The sequence below is a fragment of the Aquabacterium commune genome (assembly GCF_004362855.1).
Classification (GTDB): domain Bacteria; phylum Pseudomonadota; class Gammaproteobacteria; order Burkholderiales; family Burkholderiaceae_C; genus Aquabacterium; species Aquabacterium commune.
In genome coordinates this window covers 1-16,681 of sequence record NZ_SNXW01000012.1, presented here as the reverse complement: position 1 = coordinate 16,681, position 16,681 = coordinate 1, and the positions used below count along the sequence as shown (strand labels likewise).

Below are 16,681 nucleotides of genomic sequence, written 5' to 3'. Positions count from 1 at the left end.
ACAACATGCAATTTAACCGCCATCACCTTACAAAGACATGACGTCGCGATGACTAATTTGACAGCATCTCTTCAATATTAAAACGTCTTGAAAACTCATCCGTCATTATTGAAATAATGTACTTGTCATAGACCCTTGCCAATTGCGCATCATTGCCGCCCAAACGGATGTTCTTTTTGAACAAGGCAGTACCTCTGGACCCAGGTATATCTGGCCTGCGTGAGGGAACATTTAAAACTTGCCTGACACGAAATCCGGAGCGCACAGCACACGCGTTAACCCAAATATCATCCGCATCAGGACACGTCGCCCGGTAACCGAGTCCGACTCGCTTGAGCAGAAGCAGAAAATCAGGTGGGTAAAGTACGCCACCTACCCCAGTGGAGAAATTAAGATGGGAGGGGGCACTGCTATTGCAAAGCGGCCATGCGATGTAGGGCATCAATGCATCGCCATTCGTTAAGACAGACCGAGCGCGCAAACAATGAATAACGGCCTTATCGCTCAACCAGGCATCAAAAAGATGCTTGAAAGCAAGATGTTCGTAAAAAACATCGTCGTCAATGGTGATCAAAGGTCGAACGAAAGAGGCATTCATCTGCAGATAAGGTTGCAGCTTTTTGTGAGGCCCATCGTTTTCGCAGGTTATCACCTCCAATCCACGATGACACAAACGCGTCAACGATTTCGGCAATCGCCCCGGCCAATCTTCCCGAGACAAGAACAGAATGACTCTTCTGGGCTTAATTCCGCTGCACGCAGATTCGATCGCCAAATGAACCCTGTTGACACGATCTCCGTGTGAAGTGAGGGACACATCAAACGCTGAGCTCTCGTCCACCAATTTTTCTTTCGAGAACCAGTTTTTCAATGCATACCGAAGAAAAAGAAGATAGCTCTTCACCACAGCCCCAAAATAAAAAGCATCCCCAAATCAGGCCAAACACCATCTTCAGCAGAGTGGGCACTGAATTGGACTATGGGCGATCCTCTAACCAATCAACCGATCAGATAAATTGCCCAAGCAAAGCCTGATTGAATCGATCTCGGAAAAACACCACCGAGCAAAGACAGTCAACACCAACTCAACAAGCCTGGCGCCTAACGTGATTTAACACTTTCGTCAGGGCGCATTTTTTATTTCCGTCACGATCATCTTCCCACCCTCGCTGAGGACCATGAATTTCACCTGATCACCAGGCTTGAGATTGGACAAGATGCTCTTGTCTTTGGCGGTAAACACCATGGTCATGCCTGGCATGTCCAGGTGCTTGATGTCACCATGCTTGATGGTGACTTTGCCGTTGGTCTGATCAATTTTCTTGATCTCGCCGTCGGTCATTGCGGGAGCCTGCGCGGACTCCATCTTCGAATGGTCCATGGCAGCTTGAGCGAATGAAGCAAGTGGAGAAGCGATGCCGATGGCACAAGCCGATACGGCTAAAAATTTAGCAATGACGTTCATTGTTGACCTCATGAATAAGAGTTAAAAACCAGAACCGATCCGTCTTTGCGGATCAGCAGCACTTGGTATGGATCGCGGTGACCATCAAAGTCAGGCCCATCCATCCCAGGAGATCCGACAGGCATGCCAGGCACAGCCAAACCCAGGGCATGTGGCCTGTCTTTGAGCAACCGGCGGATATCGCGCGCAGGGACGTGCCCCTCGATCACATAGCCGGACACCACAGCCGTGTGACAGGATGCCTGCCGCTCCGGCATCCCAAGGGTGGCACGCGCGGCCTTGTTGCCCTCATCCACCACGGTGACGACGAAGCCATTGTGCTCAAGGTGCGAGACCCACAGCTTGCAACAGCCGCAGTTGGGATCTTTCCACACCTTGATTGGTGTTCGCTCCGCAGTCTCTGAGGCCGCCCAAATCGTCGGCGTACATGCCAATGACAAGGCCGCCATCAGCACTTTGCGCCTAGAGCGCAATGGAGATACAGATTGGTCTCGCATGATCATTTCTTCGAAACCTGGACCTTGCCCTTCATGCCCGCCTCGTAGTGACCAGGAACCAAGCATGCGAAATTCACTGTCCCGGCTTTAGTGAACTGCCAGACGATTTCACCTTGCTGCCCAGGCGCAATGGTCACCTTGTTGGGCTCGTCGTGCTCCATGTTCGGGAACTTCTTCATCACCTCCAAATGCTCCAAAAGTTCCTTTTCGGTCCCCAGGTTCATCTCGTGCTTGATCTGGCCTGCGTTTCTGACGACGAAGCGCACTGTTTCGCCCTGCTTGACTTGAATCGATGCAGGTTCAAATCGCATCTTGTCGCTCATCGAAACCTTGATCGTTCTGGTGACTTTCGATGCCCGACCAGGCTTGCCAATGGCGGTTTCTTCAGCGGCCTGGGTTCCTGCACCATGGTCATGCGCATGGTCTCCCCCAGCAAATGCGGAAGCGGACAGCGTCAAGCAAGTTGCAGCAATGAAGTGGGTGGCGAATCGACGTTTGTTCATCATGAAAAATCCGTATCAAGAGGTTGAGAATCAGTGATCGCTGTGAGACGTCGGCTTGCGGGCTCGCACCTCGACAGCCTTGTCAGGCTTCTTGGCCCGGGGCATAGATTGCCCACCTTCAGACTTGAATCTGGCAGGCTCACTCAAGGGGCCGGTATATTCATGTGCCACGGTGCCTGCAGGATGCTTGAACCAACCAGGGTCCTTGTAATCGCCATGCTTTTGGTTCTTGCGAACCTTGAGCACACTGAACATGCCGCCCATCTCGACCGAGCCAAAAGGCCCTTCGCCAGTCATCATGGGTACCGTGTTGTCAGGTATCGGCATTTCCATCTCGGTCATGTCGGCCATCCCACGCTCGCCCATGACCATGTACTCAGGCAAAAGGCCCTTGATCTTTTTGGCAACGCCACGGTGATCCACACCAATCAGATTTGGAACGTCATGCCCCATGGCGTTCATGGTGTGATGGCTCTTGTGGCAGTGAAAAGCCCAGTCCCCCTCCTCATCGGCCAAAAACTCGATCTGCCGCATTTGCCCAACGGCAACGTCGGTGGTCACCTCGTACCAGCGAGTGCTCTTCGGCGTCGGGCCACCATCGGTGCCTGTCACCAAGAATTCATGTCCATGCAAATGGATGGGGTGGTTCGTCATCGTGAGATTGCCAACCCGGATGCGCACTTTGTCGTTAAGTCGAACGTTGAGCGAGTCGACCCCGGGAAAGATGCGGCTGTTCCACGCCCACAGATTGAATTCAAGCATGGTCGTCGTCTTGGGGGTGTAACTGCCCGGATCGATGTCAAAAGCATTGAGCAAGAAGCAGAAGTCTCTGTTGACCTCATCGATCAACGGGTTCTTGTTCTTCGGGTGCGTGACCCAAAACCCCATCATGCCCATGGCCATCTGGGTCATTTCATCGGCATGGGGGTGATACATGAACGTTCCTGGACGACGTGCCACGAACTCGTATACGTAGGTCTTCCCCACAGGAATGGCGGGCTGATTCAAACCGGCCACACCGTCCATGCCGTTGGGCAGCCGCTGTCCATGCCAATGGATGCTCGTGTGCTCAGGCAACCGATTGGTGACATAAAGCCGAACACGGTCGCCTTCAACCACCTCAATGGTGGGCCCCGGGCTTTGCCCGTTGTACCCCCACAGGTGCGCCTTGAAGCCTGGCGCCATCTCTCTCACCACTGGCTCGGCAACCAAATGGAACTCCTTGACGCCTTGGTTCATCCGCCAAGGCAAAGTCCAGCCATTCAAGGTCACCACAGGGTTGTAAGAACGCCCTGTTTCAGGAACGAGAGGAGCCATGGTGTCCGAACTGGTCTGAATCACCGGCTCAGGCAATGCGGCCATGGCCACACGGCTGACGGCACTGGCTGCCACGGCACCACCCGCAATGCCAGCCATTCTGAAAAAATCTCTTCTTGACGACATCTTTGTTCCTTTGATCAGTGGCCGCCACCGGCGCTGGGAGCTGCGCCGCCGACGGACAAGGTGGTACTGGTGGGGCGCCCGATCAGAGATGCCTGCATCGCGGCGTCGGCCAACCAGAACTGTTGTTCAGCATCAATGGCAGCAATAACCGTTTCCACTTGATCCCGGTAGTCGGCCAGCAGCTCGAATACACCGATGAGCATGCCGTTGTAGCGAAGCTGGTTCTCATCCGAGATGACTTTGCGCAGAGGCAGAACCTCGTCTCTGTAATGCCTGGCGACGTCGTGAGCAGCTCGATATGCCGAATAGCTCTCTCGCAAATTGGAGCCTGCTGAGCGAGTGACAGCTTCAAGCTGATTGGCTGCCGCCAAAGTTCGCGCATTGAAGGCGTCGCGCTGCATGCCACCCCAGTCAAAAATTGGCAGCCGCAAGGCCAACTCATAACCTCTGGCGGAAGAACTTGTTCCCGCTGCGTTATCAAATTTGGTGTTCCTGCGCGCGGTCAACTCGATGTCGGTAAACGAGTTCACCAGTTCAAGACCCTGAGCCTTGGCATACGCATCGAAATTACTCTGGGCCAAGCGAATGTCCAGTCGGGATTGAGACGCCTGCGCACTGAATGCCTTCGGATTCACTGGTTCCTTGGGCAGGTCGGGGAGACGATCTGGAAGCCTCAACTGATCGACTTGGGCATCGTTCAAACCAAGCAGACGCACCAACTCCTCTCTGGCCGCCGTATTCAGATGGCTTGCAGAGGCCAGCCTGGTTGCTGCATCGGCATAGAAGGCCTGCTGCCTGGCGCGCGAAACACGGTTGAAGTTGCCGACCGCTTGCATGCGCTGCGCCAGTTCTGCGCTTGCTTGCGATGCCTCATAGACTTGTTCGGCGTACTTGAGCGTCTGTTGAGCGGCCACGGCACGGACCCATGCCTGGCGGACCAAGGTCACTTGGTCCACAACGTCTGCAGCCAGCTTTACCTGTGCTTGTTCAATTCGTCGGCTGGCAGCACTCTGTCGCCAAGGTAGAGAGATGAGATCAAGCAAGCCAAAGGACAAAGCGCGCCCCAACTCCAGCTCATCGCCAGCGCGCAAGCGCTCAAAACTGAACACCGGATTGGCGATGCGGCCTGACTGAGCCGTCCGAGCTGCTTCAGCCCAACTCTGCGCCAGCAGGGCTTGCATGGAAGGACTATTGACCAACGCCAACTCCACTGCTTGCGACTGGCTCAAAGGCTTTTCCAACAGAGAGTGGGCTCGTCCGCGGAGCTTTGTCTTTTCAGAATCGTTCGTCGCCAGCGACAGATTCCCCTGCGTGAAGCCCGAGGTTTCGTCGTTGATGCGCTTGACCGATTGACCAATGTCGATGCTCGCACAACCCGAGAGAACACCCAAACCGATCGCAGCGACACCCGCTCTCAGCGGTACTCGATTGAACAGCCTTTTCATCGACGGCTCTCCCCATGACCTGCGTGCGGATCATCGCGTTCAGACTCGCTGCTCGGTTTGATGTTGGGACCACCACGCGACTCTCGTGCGTAAGCTCGCCAACCACCAATGCGACCGACCAAGTCGTTGGACTCTTTCCAGGCCGCGAGAACCGGATCGGAAAAGCCCTGGTAGCTGCCAATAGGGGATCGGTAGGTCACCATGAATTCAGGTGGCGCGATTGGTTCAGCACTGGCAGGCTGCTGGGCTTGGGTCAGCCCCCCCATGGCTAACAGCACCAGACCCAGTGCGGGGCGAACAACATAGGACGATTGGGCCAATAGCATGTCTTCCTCTTGGCAAGCTGTGATTTCAAGCTGCCATTGTGCTCAGGTCAGCCTGTCGAGAACCTGTTTCGCAGATGACAGTTTTGTCATCTGCGAAACGCACGTCAGAATGGCGGCAAACTCATGCGCTGGCAGGAACTGGAGATCACCGTGCGCATCTTGATCGTAGAAGACGAACCAAAGACCGGGGAGTACCTGCGCCAAGGGCTCAGCGAAGCAGGGTTTGTTGTCGATCTGGCGACCAACGGCCCCGACGGGATTCACCTCGCCAAACACGGTGCGCACGATCTGGTGATCCTGGACGTCATGCTGCCAGGTCTCAACGGGTGGCAAGTGCTGAGCACCTTGCGTCAGCAGGGCCTGGAAATGCCTGTCTTATTTTTGACAGCCCGCGATCAAGTCGAGGATCGTGTCAAAGGGCTGGAGTTGGGCGCCGATGATTACCTCATCAAACCGTTCTCGTTCGCGGAGTTGCTGGCGCGGGTTCGAATCATCCTGCGCAGGGGGCGGCAGCATGGTGACGGCCCAACGTTGTGCGTTGCTGATCTTGAGATGGATCTCTTGCGACGACGCGTGACCAGAGGTGGCGTGAGGATCGACTTGACGGCCAAAGAGTTCGGTCTTCTGGAGCTACTGATGCGGCGACAAGGTGAGGTGCTGCCGCGTTCTCTCATCGCATCGCAAGTGTGGGACATGAACTTCGACAGCGATACAAACGTGATCGAGGTGGCCATTCGGCGGCTGAGGGTCAAAATCGACGAAGGCCAAAACATCAAGTTGATTCAAACAGTACGAGGAATGGGGTACGTTCTCGAAGAGCCTGGAAGGTCTGCACAGTGAAGATCGAACGACTGAAGGCGTTGTCACTGACCGCTCGCTTGACATTGTTCTTCACCTTGACGTCCGTGTGCATTGTGCTGGGCTTGGGCAGCCTGCTTATGTACGCTGCAGACCAGCATTTCATCGATTTGGACCGCTTCACCCTCAGTGACAAGCAACTCCTCATCAAGGACATCCTAACGAAGTCGCGCTCTCAAGATGACGCCCGCAAAAGATTGAGCGAGGCCTTGAATCACCACCACGGCATGTACATCTCTGCCAAAGGCATTGACGGATCAACACTCTATAGTTCAGATCGGTTTTCTCCGCCTGGGCAAGTGGCGCCGGGGCTGAGCCAGCCTGACGAGCAGGTGACTCAAAGGTGGCAGAGTCAAGGGCGGGAATACCGGGCGCTTCGCATGCAGCAAAGCCCTGGATACGACCCCACCAACGCCCTTGACGTTGTTGTGGCCATTGACACGAAACACCACGACGAATTCATCGCCCAACTCGGCCGAACCTTGGCGATTTACACGGTACTTGCGATGATCGCCAGCGGCATGCTCAGTTGGTTTGCTGCCCACCAGGGTCTTGCTCCGTTGAGGGCGATGAAATCGCGTGCTGCGACAGTTTCCGGGAGGCAACTTGACGAGCGGATGCCTGTCGGCTCAGTTCCCATTGAGATGGCCGATCTGGCAAAGGAACTCAACAGCATGTTGGACAGGCTGCAAAGTGATTTTCAGCGTTTGTCAGATTTCTCCTCTGATCTGGCGCATGAACTGCGCACACCTATCAGCAACTTGATGACGCAAACACAGGTTGTCCTGTCATCGCAACGTGACACGGAGACCTATCGAGATACCCTGGCATCTAACGTCGAGGAGTTTCAGCGCTTGGCCAGAATGGTGTCAGACATGCTTTTTCTGGCCAAGACTGAACGCAGCTTTGCCATACCTCAAAAGGAGCATTTTCAAGCGTCATCAGAAATCCAGAAACTCGTAGAGTTTTACGATGCCGTCGCGGAAGAAAAATTTATCCGCATCAACGTTGTGGGCGATGACCTGATCACAGGTGACAGGCTGATGTTCAGGAGGGCCGTCAGCAATCTGCTGTCAAATGCCCTTCGCCACACACCGAGCAGCGGAGACGTTTGCATCTCCGTGCGAAAAGCAGAGCCCTATATCGAGGTGGCTGTTGCCAATTCGGGCGAAGACATCGACCCCAAGGTTTTACCAAGGTTGTTCGATCGATTCTTCCGTGCAGACCCCGCTCGGGCTCACCCATCCAGCGACGGCGCAGGACTGGGTCTGTCCATCACCCGTGCGATTGTCGAAGCCCACAGCGGAAAAGTCGCCGTCACCTCAAAGCATGGGCGCACCTGCTTCACGCTGAGTTTCCCGGTGGGCGACAGGGCGAACCCGACCCACGCCTGACATGCTCATTCTGTTGTGGAATTGGCATCCAGGCACCCGGTGCCGCGCAATGCGCGCCCTCTGCCATTGATCTAGATCAAGCTGGCTGGCGTTAATGGCCTCAATGACACCAAGATAACAAACCTGTAATCTCTGACTCACCTGCATGAAAGGTGCTGCCACTAAGCTGAACTCACCACAACCGTTCGCCTAGCGAATACTGGAGTCAGCATGATCGTCAATCAACGCAACTTCTCTGCCGCAGCCCTGGTTTTTTTGGCACTGAACGGAATGGCCTTTGCACAATCAAAGGCAGAAGATCACTCGGCACATCACCCTGCGGCGTCGGCATCCGCGTCAGTTGTTGCCCCAAGCGCATCGACTTCGTCGGCCATGAGCGAGTCAATGGGCATGCACGCCCACATGGAAAAGCACCACGCCGAAATCCAGCGAATCATGAAGATCCGAGACTTCAAGAAGCGCCAGGGCGCCATGAATGAGCACATGAAAGCCATGAAGGAAGGCGACTGTCCAATGATGAAGGACGGCATGGGCATGGGCCCCGCATCCGGCACAAAAAAGTAACTCTCACGTAAACACTCGAAATACACGGAGCGCAAATGACAAACGTACACCACCCTCACCAAAGCAGCACTGGACGCCCATCGTTTCTGAGGTCCCCGGTCGGCGTAGCGTTGATCATGGTTGGCGTCATTTTGGCGTTCTTCGTATTGCGAGAGCACTGGTCGCATGTCGTGGGCAAACTGCCGTATCTGCTGTTATTGGCATGCCCACTGATGCATCTGTTCGGACATGGACATGGCGGTCACGGAGGGCAAAAGCATGGGTCTGGCACGCCACAGGACACGGCAGATTCTGGCAAAGCAACCCGATGAAGGGTATGCAACATGAGCTTGGCCTACAAGGCCCATGCTTCGATCACACCAAAGGTCCTGCCGCGCTTTTTGAAATCACAACTGGAGTGCGCCCGTGAACGAAAATCACAGCCATCGCCACTCACCCAGCGATAGCGCCGCATTGCATGGCGACGAAGTCAAGGATCCGGTTTGCGGCATGACGATCAAGCAGCAATCGGCACTGACTGAGCGCTACGCAGGCAAGATGTTCTTCTTCTGTAGCGAACACTGCAAGGCCAAGTTCCTCTCAAGCCCAGCTCGGTTCGCCTTGCCGAACGAGGGGAAGCAGGCTGGAGCAACACCTCCTCAGCTACCCGCCTCAGAGCAGCTCACAGGCGCCACCTATACCTGCCCGATGCACCCGGAGGTTCGTCAAGACCACCCGGGCAACTGCCCCAAGTGCGGCATGACCCTGGAGCCCTTGCTTCCCAGCCTCGATGACGACAACCCCGAGTTGCGTGACTTTCAGCAGCGCTTTTGGTGGACGCTGCCACTGACCGCCATGGTGTTTGTGCTGGCAATGTTCGGACACAACCTGGGGCTGATGGACATGACCGTCCAAAGCTGGGTCGAGTTGGCCCTGGCCACACCCATCGTCCTATGGGGGGGTTGGCCATTCTTCTACCGGGGCTGGCTATCGGTGGTGCATCGCAGCCCCAACATGTGGACATTGATAGGCCTGGGCACCGGTGCGGCGTACTGGTACAGCGTCGTGGCCACCGCGGCGCCGCAGGCCTTTCCTGCTTCTTTCATGGCGATGGGGCGTGTGGCGGTTTACTTTGAAGCCGCTGCAGTGATCATTTCGCTGACGCTGCTTGGGCAGTTGCTTGAACTGAAGGCGCGCTCTCAAACATCCGCGGCCATCAAATCGCTCTTGGGTTTGGCGCCCAAGACAGCCCGGAGGTTAAAGCCTGACGGGACCGAAGAAGACATCCCGTTGACCCATGTGCACGTCGGAGACCGCTTGCGCGTGAGACCCGGAGAGAAGGTTCCTGTGGACGGCGTCGTGGAGGAAGGCACGAGTGCCTTGGACGAATCCATGCTGACTGGTGAGCCCATTCCCGTGAGCAAGCGATCGGGCGACAAGGTCATAGGCGCGACGATCAATACCAACGGCGCGCTGATCATTCGCTCGGAGCGTATTGGATCGGAGACCATGCTGTCGCAGATAGTGCAGTTAGTGGCCCAGGCGCAGCGCTCCAAGGCTCCCATGCAGCGCATGGCCGATGTTGTAGCCGGTTACTTCGTGATTGCTGTGATCAGCATTGCCGTGCTGACTTTCTTCGGCTGGGGTTTCTTGGGGCCAGATCCGAGCTGGGTGTACGGCCTGATCAATGCGGTATCTGTGCTGATCATCGCCTGCCCTTGTGCGCTAGGTCTGGCAACACCCATGTCCATCATGGTGGCCACCGGAAAGGGGGCCACTCAAGGTGTCTTGTTCAGGGATGCTGCAGCCATCGAACGCATGCGTCAGGTCAACGCGTTGATCGTGGACAAGACGGGTACGCTCACAGAAGGCAAGCCAGCCTACGACCGCGCAGTGGCAGCGCCTGGCTGGGACGCCACCGAAGTATTGAGGTTGGCAGCTAGCCTCGATCAGGGTAGCGAGCATCCACTTGCCGATGCCATCGTGCGAGCAGCTCGCGAACAGGGCTTGCTCTTGGGCAAGCCGATCAATTTTGAATCTGGCACAGGCATTGGCGTACAAGGGGAGGTAGATGGCCATCGCTTGGCGCTGGGCAACACCACCCTCATGCAACAGATCGGGGCTCCCGTAGAGAAACTTGTGCCGCAGGCAGAAGCGTTGCGCGCGGAGGGCGCCAGCGTCATGTACCTGGCTGTCAATGGCCAGATTGCCGGCTTACTGGCTGTCTCTGACCCCATCAAATCAAGCACTCCTGAGGCACTGACCGTCCTTAGGGAGGCAGGTATTCGGATAGTGATGGCCACAGGCGACGGACAGACCACAGCAAAAGCGGTCGGCGCAAGGTTGGGTATCGATGAGGTTCATGGCGAGGTCAAGCCCGCAGACAAACTCTTGCTGGTCGAGCGCCTGCAGAAAGAGGGGTGCGTGGTGGCCATGGCGGGCGACGGTATCAACGATGCACCCGCGCTCGCTCGCGCGGATGTGGGTGTCGCGATGGGAACGGGTACAGATGTGGCCATGAACAGCGCCCAGATCACCCTGGTCAAAGGCGACCTTAGAGGGATTGCCACGGCGCGCATGCTATCCATGGCGACCGTGGCCAACATGAAGCAAAACCTGGCTTTCGCGTTCTTCTACAACGCCTTGGGCATTCCCATCGCAGCGGGTTTGCTGTATCCCCTGACCGGGTGGCTACTGTCCCCATTGATTGCGGCTCTGGCCATGAGTCTGAGCTCCGTGTCGGTGATTGGCAATGCCCTGCGGCTACAGCGCTTCAAGAAAAAGTGACGTACTTGAAATCCTGGTCTACCTGCCTGCGCTGGTACTCCAGCAGGGCAAGTCCATGTGGCTCCTGCTGCCTGCTGCGACAGCGCTGAGTTTGTTCTCCGTGGCTGCCGACGCTGCACCCCACGGCGGCCGGGCGTACCTACGCGGTCTGTGGTGGTGTCTACATTTTTGGGGCCTTGGCGTGACTGTGGCAAGTGGATGGCATCACCCCAAGCCGCTGGGACAGCGGTCTGGGCCTGCATGGCGCTGGCAGGGAAGGCCTTCATTGCGTTTCAGCCAACGTCGTCCTGACCTCAGTGGCCGTGTCGATGGTGCGCATCCGGGAAATGCGCGTGGCTGTGGCTCATAGGCAAATGGCGATGAAGGTGCTTGTGCGGCACACCCAGCACGACAGGGCCAGCGTGCTCATGTTGATGGTGCGCATCGTGAACGTGCTCATGCGCGTGTTCCAGGGCCTCATGCGAATGCTCGTGAGCATGGTCCTCCGACAAGTGCAGCCAGACACCCCAAGCCATCAAGGCCGCGGCGACCAGCAACTGAACCGTGACAGGCTCGTGGAGAAGCAGCACAGACACCAGCGCGCCAAAGAACGGTGCAACGGAAAAGTAGGCCCCTGTGCGCGACGCACCCAGATGCCGCAGCGCCAGGACGAACAAGGTCAGGCTGGCGCCGTAGCTGAGAAACCCGAGTAAGCCCGCAGACAAAGTGGTCTCCCAACCGGGCCACCCCGCGCCCAGCGCCACGGCCAAAACCAGATTGCTGCTGCCTGCGCTCAATCCTTTGGCCATGGCAATGAAGCCGGCGTCGTTCAAGGCGACTTTGCGCGTCAGGTTGTTGTCCACCGCCCAGCCCAAACATGCCCCCAGCACCGCCAAAGATGGCCAGAGTGTCGAAGTGGCTACGTGCTCAGCAGCACCTGGCCAACTCAGCACCAAGGCACCGGCCACGATGGCAGCCATGCCCAGCACGATGCGTCGGTCCACGTTCTCCTTGAACACCACCCAGGCCAGCACGGCAGTCAGCACACTCTCCGCATTGAGCAGCAAGGACGATTGAGACGCGGACATGCCCGCAAGCCCGGTCATCAACAAGACAGGCGCTGCGATGCCGCCCGTCACGATGGCGCCTGCCAACCACCCCCATTCGCGCCAGGCCAGGGTCACCGGAGGTACACGCTGGATGCGACGCACCACCCACAAACCCATTCCGGAACCCAGGTACAACAGCGCCGCCAGCAGCCATGGGCTGGTCTGAGCGAGCAGAACCTTAGCAAGCGGCGCGCTCACACCGAACAACAATGCGGCCAACAACGCGGACATCACGCCGACATGTCGATGAGAGAGCAACTTTTGGATCATGGGTGAGCAGGTTCAGGCAGGAAGGAAGGATGTCGTGACTCAAGGGCCTTTGCTTCCAGAGTTTATTTTCTAAGCGCCAGACGGCAGTCGGTGATGCTGACCTCAACCCAATCGCCCACCTCGACATCGACATCGTTGGGTATCGCCACGATGCGCTTTGCCCTCAGGTTGGGATTGCCGCCATAGCTATAGGAAGCCACGGCAAACCGGGTTTTGCCCGCCTCAGCACCCAATGCCATTCGGCAATCTTCCTTGCTTGATCGCACCGCCAACTGATCCTTTTCGATGGCCACAACCTGCGCTCGCCGCCAACCTTGCGAGTAGGCGTTGCTCGATACCTGCGGCCCCGTCGTGCAGGCGGTGGTCAAGGCCGCAAACACAACGACCAGTGCTATTTTCAGTTTCAGCATGATGAACTCCTTTGGGTTGAGGCAATCAGTTCGCAGGGGAAAAATCATCTGTGCGATGCGTCCATCGGTAGAGCAGCGGCAGCACGAACAGGGTCAATACAGTCGATGACAGGATGCCGCCGATGACCACGGTGGCCAACGGCCGCTGCACCTCGGCGCCCGTGCCAATGGCTACCGCCATAGGCACAAAGCCCAGGCTGGCCACCAGCGCGGTCATGAGCACAGGCCTCAGGCGTGTCAGGGCCCCTTCTCTGATCGCTGGCTCCAGGGTCATGCCGCCTTCGCGCAGGCTTCGGATGTAGGCAATCATCACCAAGCCATTGAGCACGGCCACACCCGACAATGCGATGAAACCCAGCCCTGCCGAGATCGACAAGGGAATGTCCCGCAGCCACAGCGCCGCCACACCGCCCGTCAGCGCAAAGGGCACACCGGTGAACACCAGCAAACCATCCTTGACGTTGCCAAACATGGCAAAGAGCAACAGGGGGTCGCTTCAGAAAACGGAAAAAATCGTACGCTAAGACCCGGAGAACGGACGTAGTGGCCTGAACTTGCCCGCGTCTACCTTGGCGCTGCTGCGCCAGAGGTAATCGCCGGTCAAGTTGATGTGTTCCCAGCCCAGCGGCGACAGGTACTGCAACAGCGCCTCATCGACGGCATGGCCGTTGCCACGCAAGGCATGCGCTGCGCGCTCCAGGTAGACTGTGTTCCACAACACGACAGCCGCCGTCACCAGGTTGAGTCCACTGGCCCGATAGCGCTGCTGCTCGAAACTGCGGTCGCGGATTTCGCCCAGCCGGTTGAAGAACACCGCCCTGGCCAGCGCGTTGCGCGCTTCGCCCTTGTTCAACCCGGCATGCACGCGACGACGCAGTTCGACGCTTTGCAGCCAGTCCAGGATGAACAGCGTGCGCTCGATGCGGCCCAGCTCGCGCAGTGCCACGGCCAGGCCGTTTTGGCGTGGGTAGCTGCCGAGCTTGCGCAGCATCAGCGAGGCCGTGACGGTGCCCTGCTTGATCGAGGTGGCCAGTCGCAGGATTTCGTCCCAATGGGCGCGGACATGCTTGATGTTGAGCGTGCCGCCAATCATCGGCTTGAGGGCGTCATAGACGGTTTCGCCCTTGGGGATGTAGAGCTTGATGTCGCCCAAGTCGCGGATGCGAGGTGCGAATCGAAAGCCCAGCAGATGCATCAGCGCAAAAACGTGATCGGTGAAGCCCGCCGTGTCGGTGTAGTGCTCCTCGATACGCAAGTCGGACTCGTGGTACAGCAGGCCGTCGAGCACATAGGTCGAGTCGCGCACACCGACATTGACCACCTTGGTGTGGAACGGCGCGTACTGGTCGGAGATGTGGGTGTAGAACGTCCGTCCTGGGCTGCTGCCGTACTTCGGGTTGATGTGCCCCGTGCTCTCGGCCTTGCTGCCGGTTCGGAAATTCTGGCCGTCCGACGATGACGTGGTGCCGTCGCCCCAATGCCCGGCGAACGGATGCTGGAACTGGGCGTTGACCAATTCGGCCAGCGCCGCCCCGTAGGTTTCGTCGCGGGTATGCCAGGCTTGCAGCCAGGCGAGCTTGGCGTAGGTCGTGCCAGGGCACGACTCGGCCATCTTGGTCAGGCCCAGGTTGATCGCGTCGGCCAGGATCGTGGTCAGCAATAGGTTCTTGTCCTTGGCCAACTCGCCCGATTTCAGGTGCGCAAAGTGCCGGGTGAAGCCTGTCCATTCATCGACTTCGAGCAGCAGTTCGGTGATCTTGACGTGCGGCAGGATCATGGCCGTTTGGTCGATCAACGCCTGCGCGGTGTCGGGCACCGCCGCATCCAGCGGCGTGATCTTCAAGCCCGACTCCGTGATGATGGCGTCCGGCAGATCGTTCGTCGCCGCCATGCGGTTGACCGTGGCGAGCTGCGCATCCAGCAGCTCCAAGCGCTCGCTCAGGTACTGGTCGCAATCGGTGGCCACGGCCAACGGCAACTCGCTGGACTGCTTGAGGCTGGCGAACTTCTCGGGCGGCACCAGGTAGTCCTCGAAGTCCTTGAATTGGCGTGACCCTTGCACCCAGATGTCGCCCGAGCGCAGGGAGTTCTTCAACTCGGACAGCGCGCATAGTTCGTAGTAGCGCCGGTCTATACCGGCATCGGTCATCACCAGTTTCTGCCAGCGCGGCTTGATGAAGCCGGTCGGCGCATCGGCGGGCACCTTGCGGGCATTGTCGGTGTTCATGCCGCGCAGCACCTCAATGGCGTCGAGAACGTCCTTGGCTGCGGGCGCGGCCCGCAGCTTGAGCACGTCGAGGAATTCCGGCGCGTAGCGGCGCAAGGTGGCGTAACTCTCGCCGATGCGGTGCAGGAAATCGAAGTCATCGGGCTGCGCGAGCTTTTGCGCCTCGGTGACACTTTCGGCGAAGGCATCCCAGGACATGACGGCCTCGATGGCGGCGAATGGGTCGCCGCCCAATTGTTTGGCGTCGATCAGCGCCTGGCCGATGCGCCCGTACAGGCGCACCTTGGCGTTGATGGCTTTGCCCGATGCCTGGAACTGCTGCTGATGCTTGTTTTTGGCGGCGTTGAACAGCTTGCCCAGGATACGGTCGTGCAGGTCGATGATTTCGTCGGTGACGGTGGCCATGCCCTCGATGGCCAGCGCCACGAGGGTGGCGTAGCGCCGTTGCGGCTCGAACTTGGCCAGGTCGGCGGGCGTCATCTGTCCACCCTCGCGGGCTATCTTGAGAAGCCGATTCTGGTGAACCAGCCGCTCGATGCCGGTAGGCAGGTCGAGCGCCTGCCAGGCTTTGAGGCGTTCGATGTGTTCAAGCATGTGGCGGGAGTTCGGTTTGACAGGCGACTGTCGCAGCCAGGCCAGCCAGGTCGTCTTGCCGTTGTCTCGGCGTTTCAGCAGATCGTCGAGTCGGCGGCGATGCGTGTCCGCCAGTGATTCGGACAGGGCTTCGTAGATGCGCCGGTTGGCGCGGGTAATGGCCTCGGCGCAGACACGCTCAATGACATCCAGCGCCGGGATGATGATGTGCCGGTGGCGCAGCGTGTCGAGGACACTGACAGCCAACACGATGCCCTTGTCCGTCTGCAATGCCAATTCGGTGGTGGCATGGACGGCCTGCCGGTAGTGCGCCAAGCCGAATGGCTCCACGCCCAAATATGCACGCAGCTCAAGCAGATGCTCGCGCCGGGTTTCTTCCCTCTCTGCATACTGCGGCCAGCACGATGGGTCGATGCGCAGTTGTCGTCCGATCCATTGCAGCAGGGACATTGGCATGGAGGCATCGGGCAGCAAGCCTTGACCGGGGAGGCGCAGCAAGCACAACTGCGCGGCGACGCCCAGCCGATTGGCGTCGCCGCGCCGCTGGCGAATCAGCGACAGGTCGGTTTCACCGAAGGCATAGTGCCGGATGAGTTCATCTTCGGTGTCGGGTGGCAATAGTAGGCTTGCCCGCTCGGCGGCGGACAGAATCGAACGGCGTGGCATGCAGTCTCCTTCTTCTTGAAAACGAGGGATTGTGAGAGGCCGCACCAGACCACCGACGTGACACGCGAAATGTCATTTTCAGAAGACGACTGCACCAATTAACTGGACGTAACGCCCGGAGTGCAGTCAGCTCCTGATAACCAAATATCAGAAGTCATCGTCACC

The 16,681-nt window shown here is 58.0% G+C and carries 15 protein-coding genes and 2 pseudogenes; 6 read left to right on the top strand and 11 right to left on the bottom strand.

Going from position 1 to position 16,681, the window contains the following annotated elements; genetic code table 11:
- Positions 1-52 precede the first annotated feature (52 nt).
- The 7 genes from EV672_RS16380 to EV672_RS16350 all read right to left on the bottom strand — a co-directional run bounded on the left by EV672_RS16380 (position 53) and on the right by EV672_RS16350 (position 5,679).
- Positions 53-904: a hypothetical protein gene (locus EV672_RS16380; RefSeq protein ID WP_133611069.1), complete on the bottom strand. Its 852-nt coding sequence runs from the start codon at positions 902-904 to the stop codon at positions 53-55.
- A 219-nt stretch (positions 905-1,123) separates the two neighbouring features.
- Complete coding sequence (locus tag EV672_RS16375) at positions 1,124-1,465, bottom strand: copper-binding protein (protein WP_133611068.1); 342 nt, start codon at positions 1,463-1,465, stop codon at positions 1,124-1,126.
- Positions 1,466-1,473: 8 nt separating this feature from the next.
- On the bottom strand, positions 1,474-1,962 hold the full coding sequence (locus EV672_RS16370) for a DUF411 domain-containing protein (protein WP_125244137.1): 489 nt from the start codon (positions 1,960-1,962) through the stop codon (positions 1,474-1,476).
- A 2-nt stretch (positions 1,963-1,964) separates the two neighbouring features.
- Positions 1,965-2,468 (bottom strand): cupredoxin domain-containing protein, encoded by a 504-nt coding sequence (locus EV672_RS16365; protein ID WP_230179402.1) that lies wholly within the window; start codon positions 2,466-2,468, stop codon positions 1,965-1,967.
- A 27-nt stretch (positions 2,469-2,495) separates the two neighbouring features.
- Positions 2,496-3,908 carry a multicopper oxidase family protein gene (locus tag EV672_RS16360; RefSeq protein ID WP_133611067.1) on the bottom strand — a complete coding sequence of 471 codons (1,413 nt, stop codon included), beginning with the start codon at positions 3,906-3,908 and terminating at the stop codon, positions 2,496-2,498.
- 14 nt (positions 3,909-3,922) lie between these two features.
- Positions 3,923-5,353, bottom strand: a complete 1,431-nt coding sequence (locus tag EV672_RS16355) for a TolC family protein (RefSeq protein WP_133611066.1) — start codon at positions 5,351-5,353, stop codon at positions 3,923-3,925.
- Positions 5,350-5,679, bottom strand: coding sequence for a hypothetical protein (locus EV672_RS16350; protein ID WP_133611065.1), 330 nt, complete (start codon positions 5,677-5,679; stop codon positions 5,350-5,352). Before EV672_RS16350 ends, EV672_RS16355 begins: the two co-directional genes overlap by 4 nt.
- A gap of 150 nt (positions 5,680-5,829) precedes the next feature.
- Here EV672_RS16350 and EV672_RS16345 point away from each other — a divergent pair, with 150 nt between their 5' ends.
- The 6 genes and pseudogenes from EV672_RS16345 to EV672_RS16320 all read left to right on the top strand — a co-directional run bounded on the left by EV672_RS16345 (position 5,830) and on the right by EV672_RS16320 (position 11,552).
- Positions 5,830-6,519 (top strand): heavy metal response regulator transcription factor, encoded by a 690-nt coding sequence (locus tag EV672_RS16345; RefSeq protein WP_125244139.1) that lies wholly within the window; start codon positions 5,830-5,832, stop codon positions 6,517-6,519.
- On the top strand, positions 6,516-7,931 hold the full coding sequence (locus EV672_RS16340) for a heavy metal sensor histidine kinase (protein ID WP_208110794.1): 1,416 nt from the start codon (positions 6,516-6,518) through the stop codon (positions 7,929-7,931). The genes EV672_RS16345 and EV672_RS16340 overlap by 4 nt, the downstream gene beginning before the upstream one ends.
- Positions 7,932-8,141: 210 nt before the next feature.
- Positions 8,142-8,495 (top strand): hypothetical protein, encoded by a 354-nt coding sequence (locus tag EV672_RS16335; RefSeq protein ID WP_133611064.1) that lies wholly within the window; start codon positions 8,142-8,144, stop codon positions 8,493-8,495.
- A gap of 35 nt (positions 8,496-8,530) precedes the next feature.
- Positions 8,531-8,806 carry a DUF2933 domain-containing protein gene (locus tag EV672_RS16330; RefSeq protein ID WP_133611063.1) on the top strand — a complete coding sequence of 92 codons (276 nt, stop codon included), beginning with the start codon at positions 8,531-8,533 and terminating at the stop codon, positions 8,804-8,806.
- Between the two features lie 94 nt (positions 8,807-8,900).
- A complete protein-coding gene (locus EV672_RS16325) occupies positions 8,901-11,261 on the top strand; it encodes a heavy metal translocating P-type ATPase (protein ID WP_208110793.1) in 2,361 nt (786 codons plus the stop codon).
- Positions 11,227-11,552 (top strand): annotated as a pseudogene (locus EV672_RS16320) (YnfA family protein). Before EV672_RS16325 ends, EV672_RS16320 begins: the two are co-directional and overlap by 35 nt.
- A gap of 2 nt (positions 11,553-11,554) precedes the next feature.
- On the opposite strand, the gene EV672_RS16315 reads toward EV672_RS16320, so the two are convergent.
- The 4 genes and pseudogenes from EV672_RS16315 to EV672_RS16300 form a co-directional block, all read right to left on the bottom strand.
- Positions 11,555-12,619, bottom strand: a complete 1,065-nt coding sequence (locus EV672_RS16315; RefSeq protein WP_133611062.1) for a DMT family transporter — start codon at positions 12,617-12,619, stop codon at positions 11,555-11,557.
- A 62-nt stretch (positions 12,620-12,681) separates the two neighbouring features.
- On the bottom strand, positions 12,682-13,029 hold the full coding sequence (locus tag EV672_RS16310) for a hypothetical protein (RefSeq protein ID WP_133611061.1): 348 nt from the start codon (positions 13,027-13,029) through the stop codon (positions 12,682-12,684).
- Positions 13,030-13,054: 25 nt separating this feature from the next.
- A pseudogene (locus tag EV672_RS16305) lies at positions 13,055-13,516 on the bottom strand (efflux RND transporter permease subunit); the annotation flags it as partial.
- A gap of 33 nt (positions 13,517-13,549) precedes the next feature.
- The gene (locus EV672_RS16300) at positions 13,550-16,516 is read right to left on the bottom strand and encodes a Tn3 family transposase (RefSeq protein ID WP_046983514.1); all 2,967 of its coding nucleotides are present in this window, start codon (positions 16,514-16,516) and stop codon (positions 13,550-13,552) included.
- Positions 16,517-16,681 lie beyond the last annotated feature (165 nt).

Excerpts from the sequence above, each read along its gene's own strand:
- EV672_RS16375 (WP_133611068.1), bottom strand. The coding sequence starts at position 1,465 with ATGAACGTCATTGCTAAATTTTTAGCCGTATCGGCTTGTGCCATCGGC.
- EV672_RS16370 (WP_125244137.1), bottom strand. The coding sequence starts at position 1,962 with ATGCGAGACCAATCTGTATCTCCATTGCGCTCTAGGCGCAAAGTGCTG.
- EV672_RS16365 (WP_230179402.1), bottom strand. The coding sequence starts at position 2,468 with ATGATGAACAAACGTCGATTCGCCACCCACTTCATTGCTGCAACTTGC.
- EV672_RS16360 (WP_133611067.1), bottom strand. The coding sequence starts at position 3,908 with ATGTCGTCAAGAAGAGATTTTTTCAGAATGGCTGGCATTGCGGGTGGT.
- EV672_RS16355 (WP_133611066.1), bottom strand. The coding sequence starts at position 5,353 with ATGAAAAGGCTGTTCAATCGAGTACCGCTGAGAGCGGGTGTCGCTGCG.
- EV672_RS16350 (WP_133611065.1), bottom strand. The coding sequence starts at position 5,679 with ATGCTATTGGCCCAATCGTCCTATGTTGTTCGCCCCGCACTGGGTCTG.
- EV672_RS16335 (WP_133611064.1), top strand. The coding sequence starts at position 8,142 with ATGATCGTCAATCAACGCAACTTCTCTGCCGCAGCCCTGGTTTTTTTG.
- EV672_RS16330 (WP_133611063.1), top strand. The coding sequence starts at position 8,531 with ATGACAAACGTACACCACCCTCACCAAAGCAGCACTGGACGCCCATCG.
- EV672_RS16315 (WP_133611062.1), bottom strand. The coding sequence starts at position 12,619 with ATGATCCAAAAGTTGCTCTCTCATCGACATGTCGGCGTGATGTCCGCG.
- EV672_RS16310 (WP_133611061.1), bottom strand. The coding sequence starts at position 13,029 with ATGCTGAAACTGAAAATAGCACTGGTCGTTGTGTTTGCGGCCTTGACC.
- EV672_RS16300 (WP_046983514.1), bottom strand. The coding sequence starts at position 16,516 with ATGCCACGCCGTTCGATTCTGTCCGCCGCCGAGCGGGCAAGCCTACTA.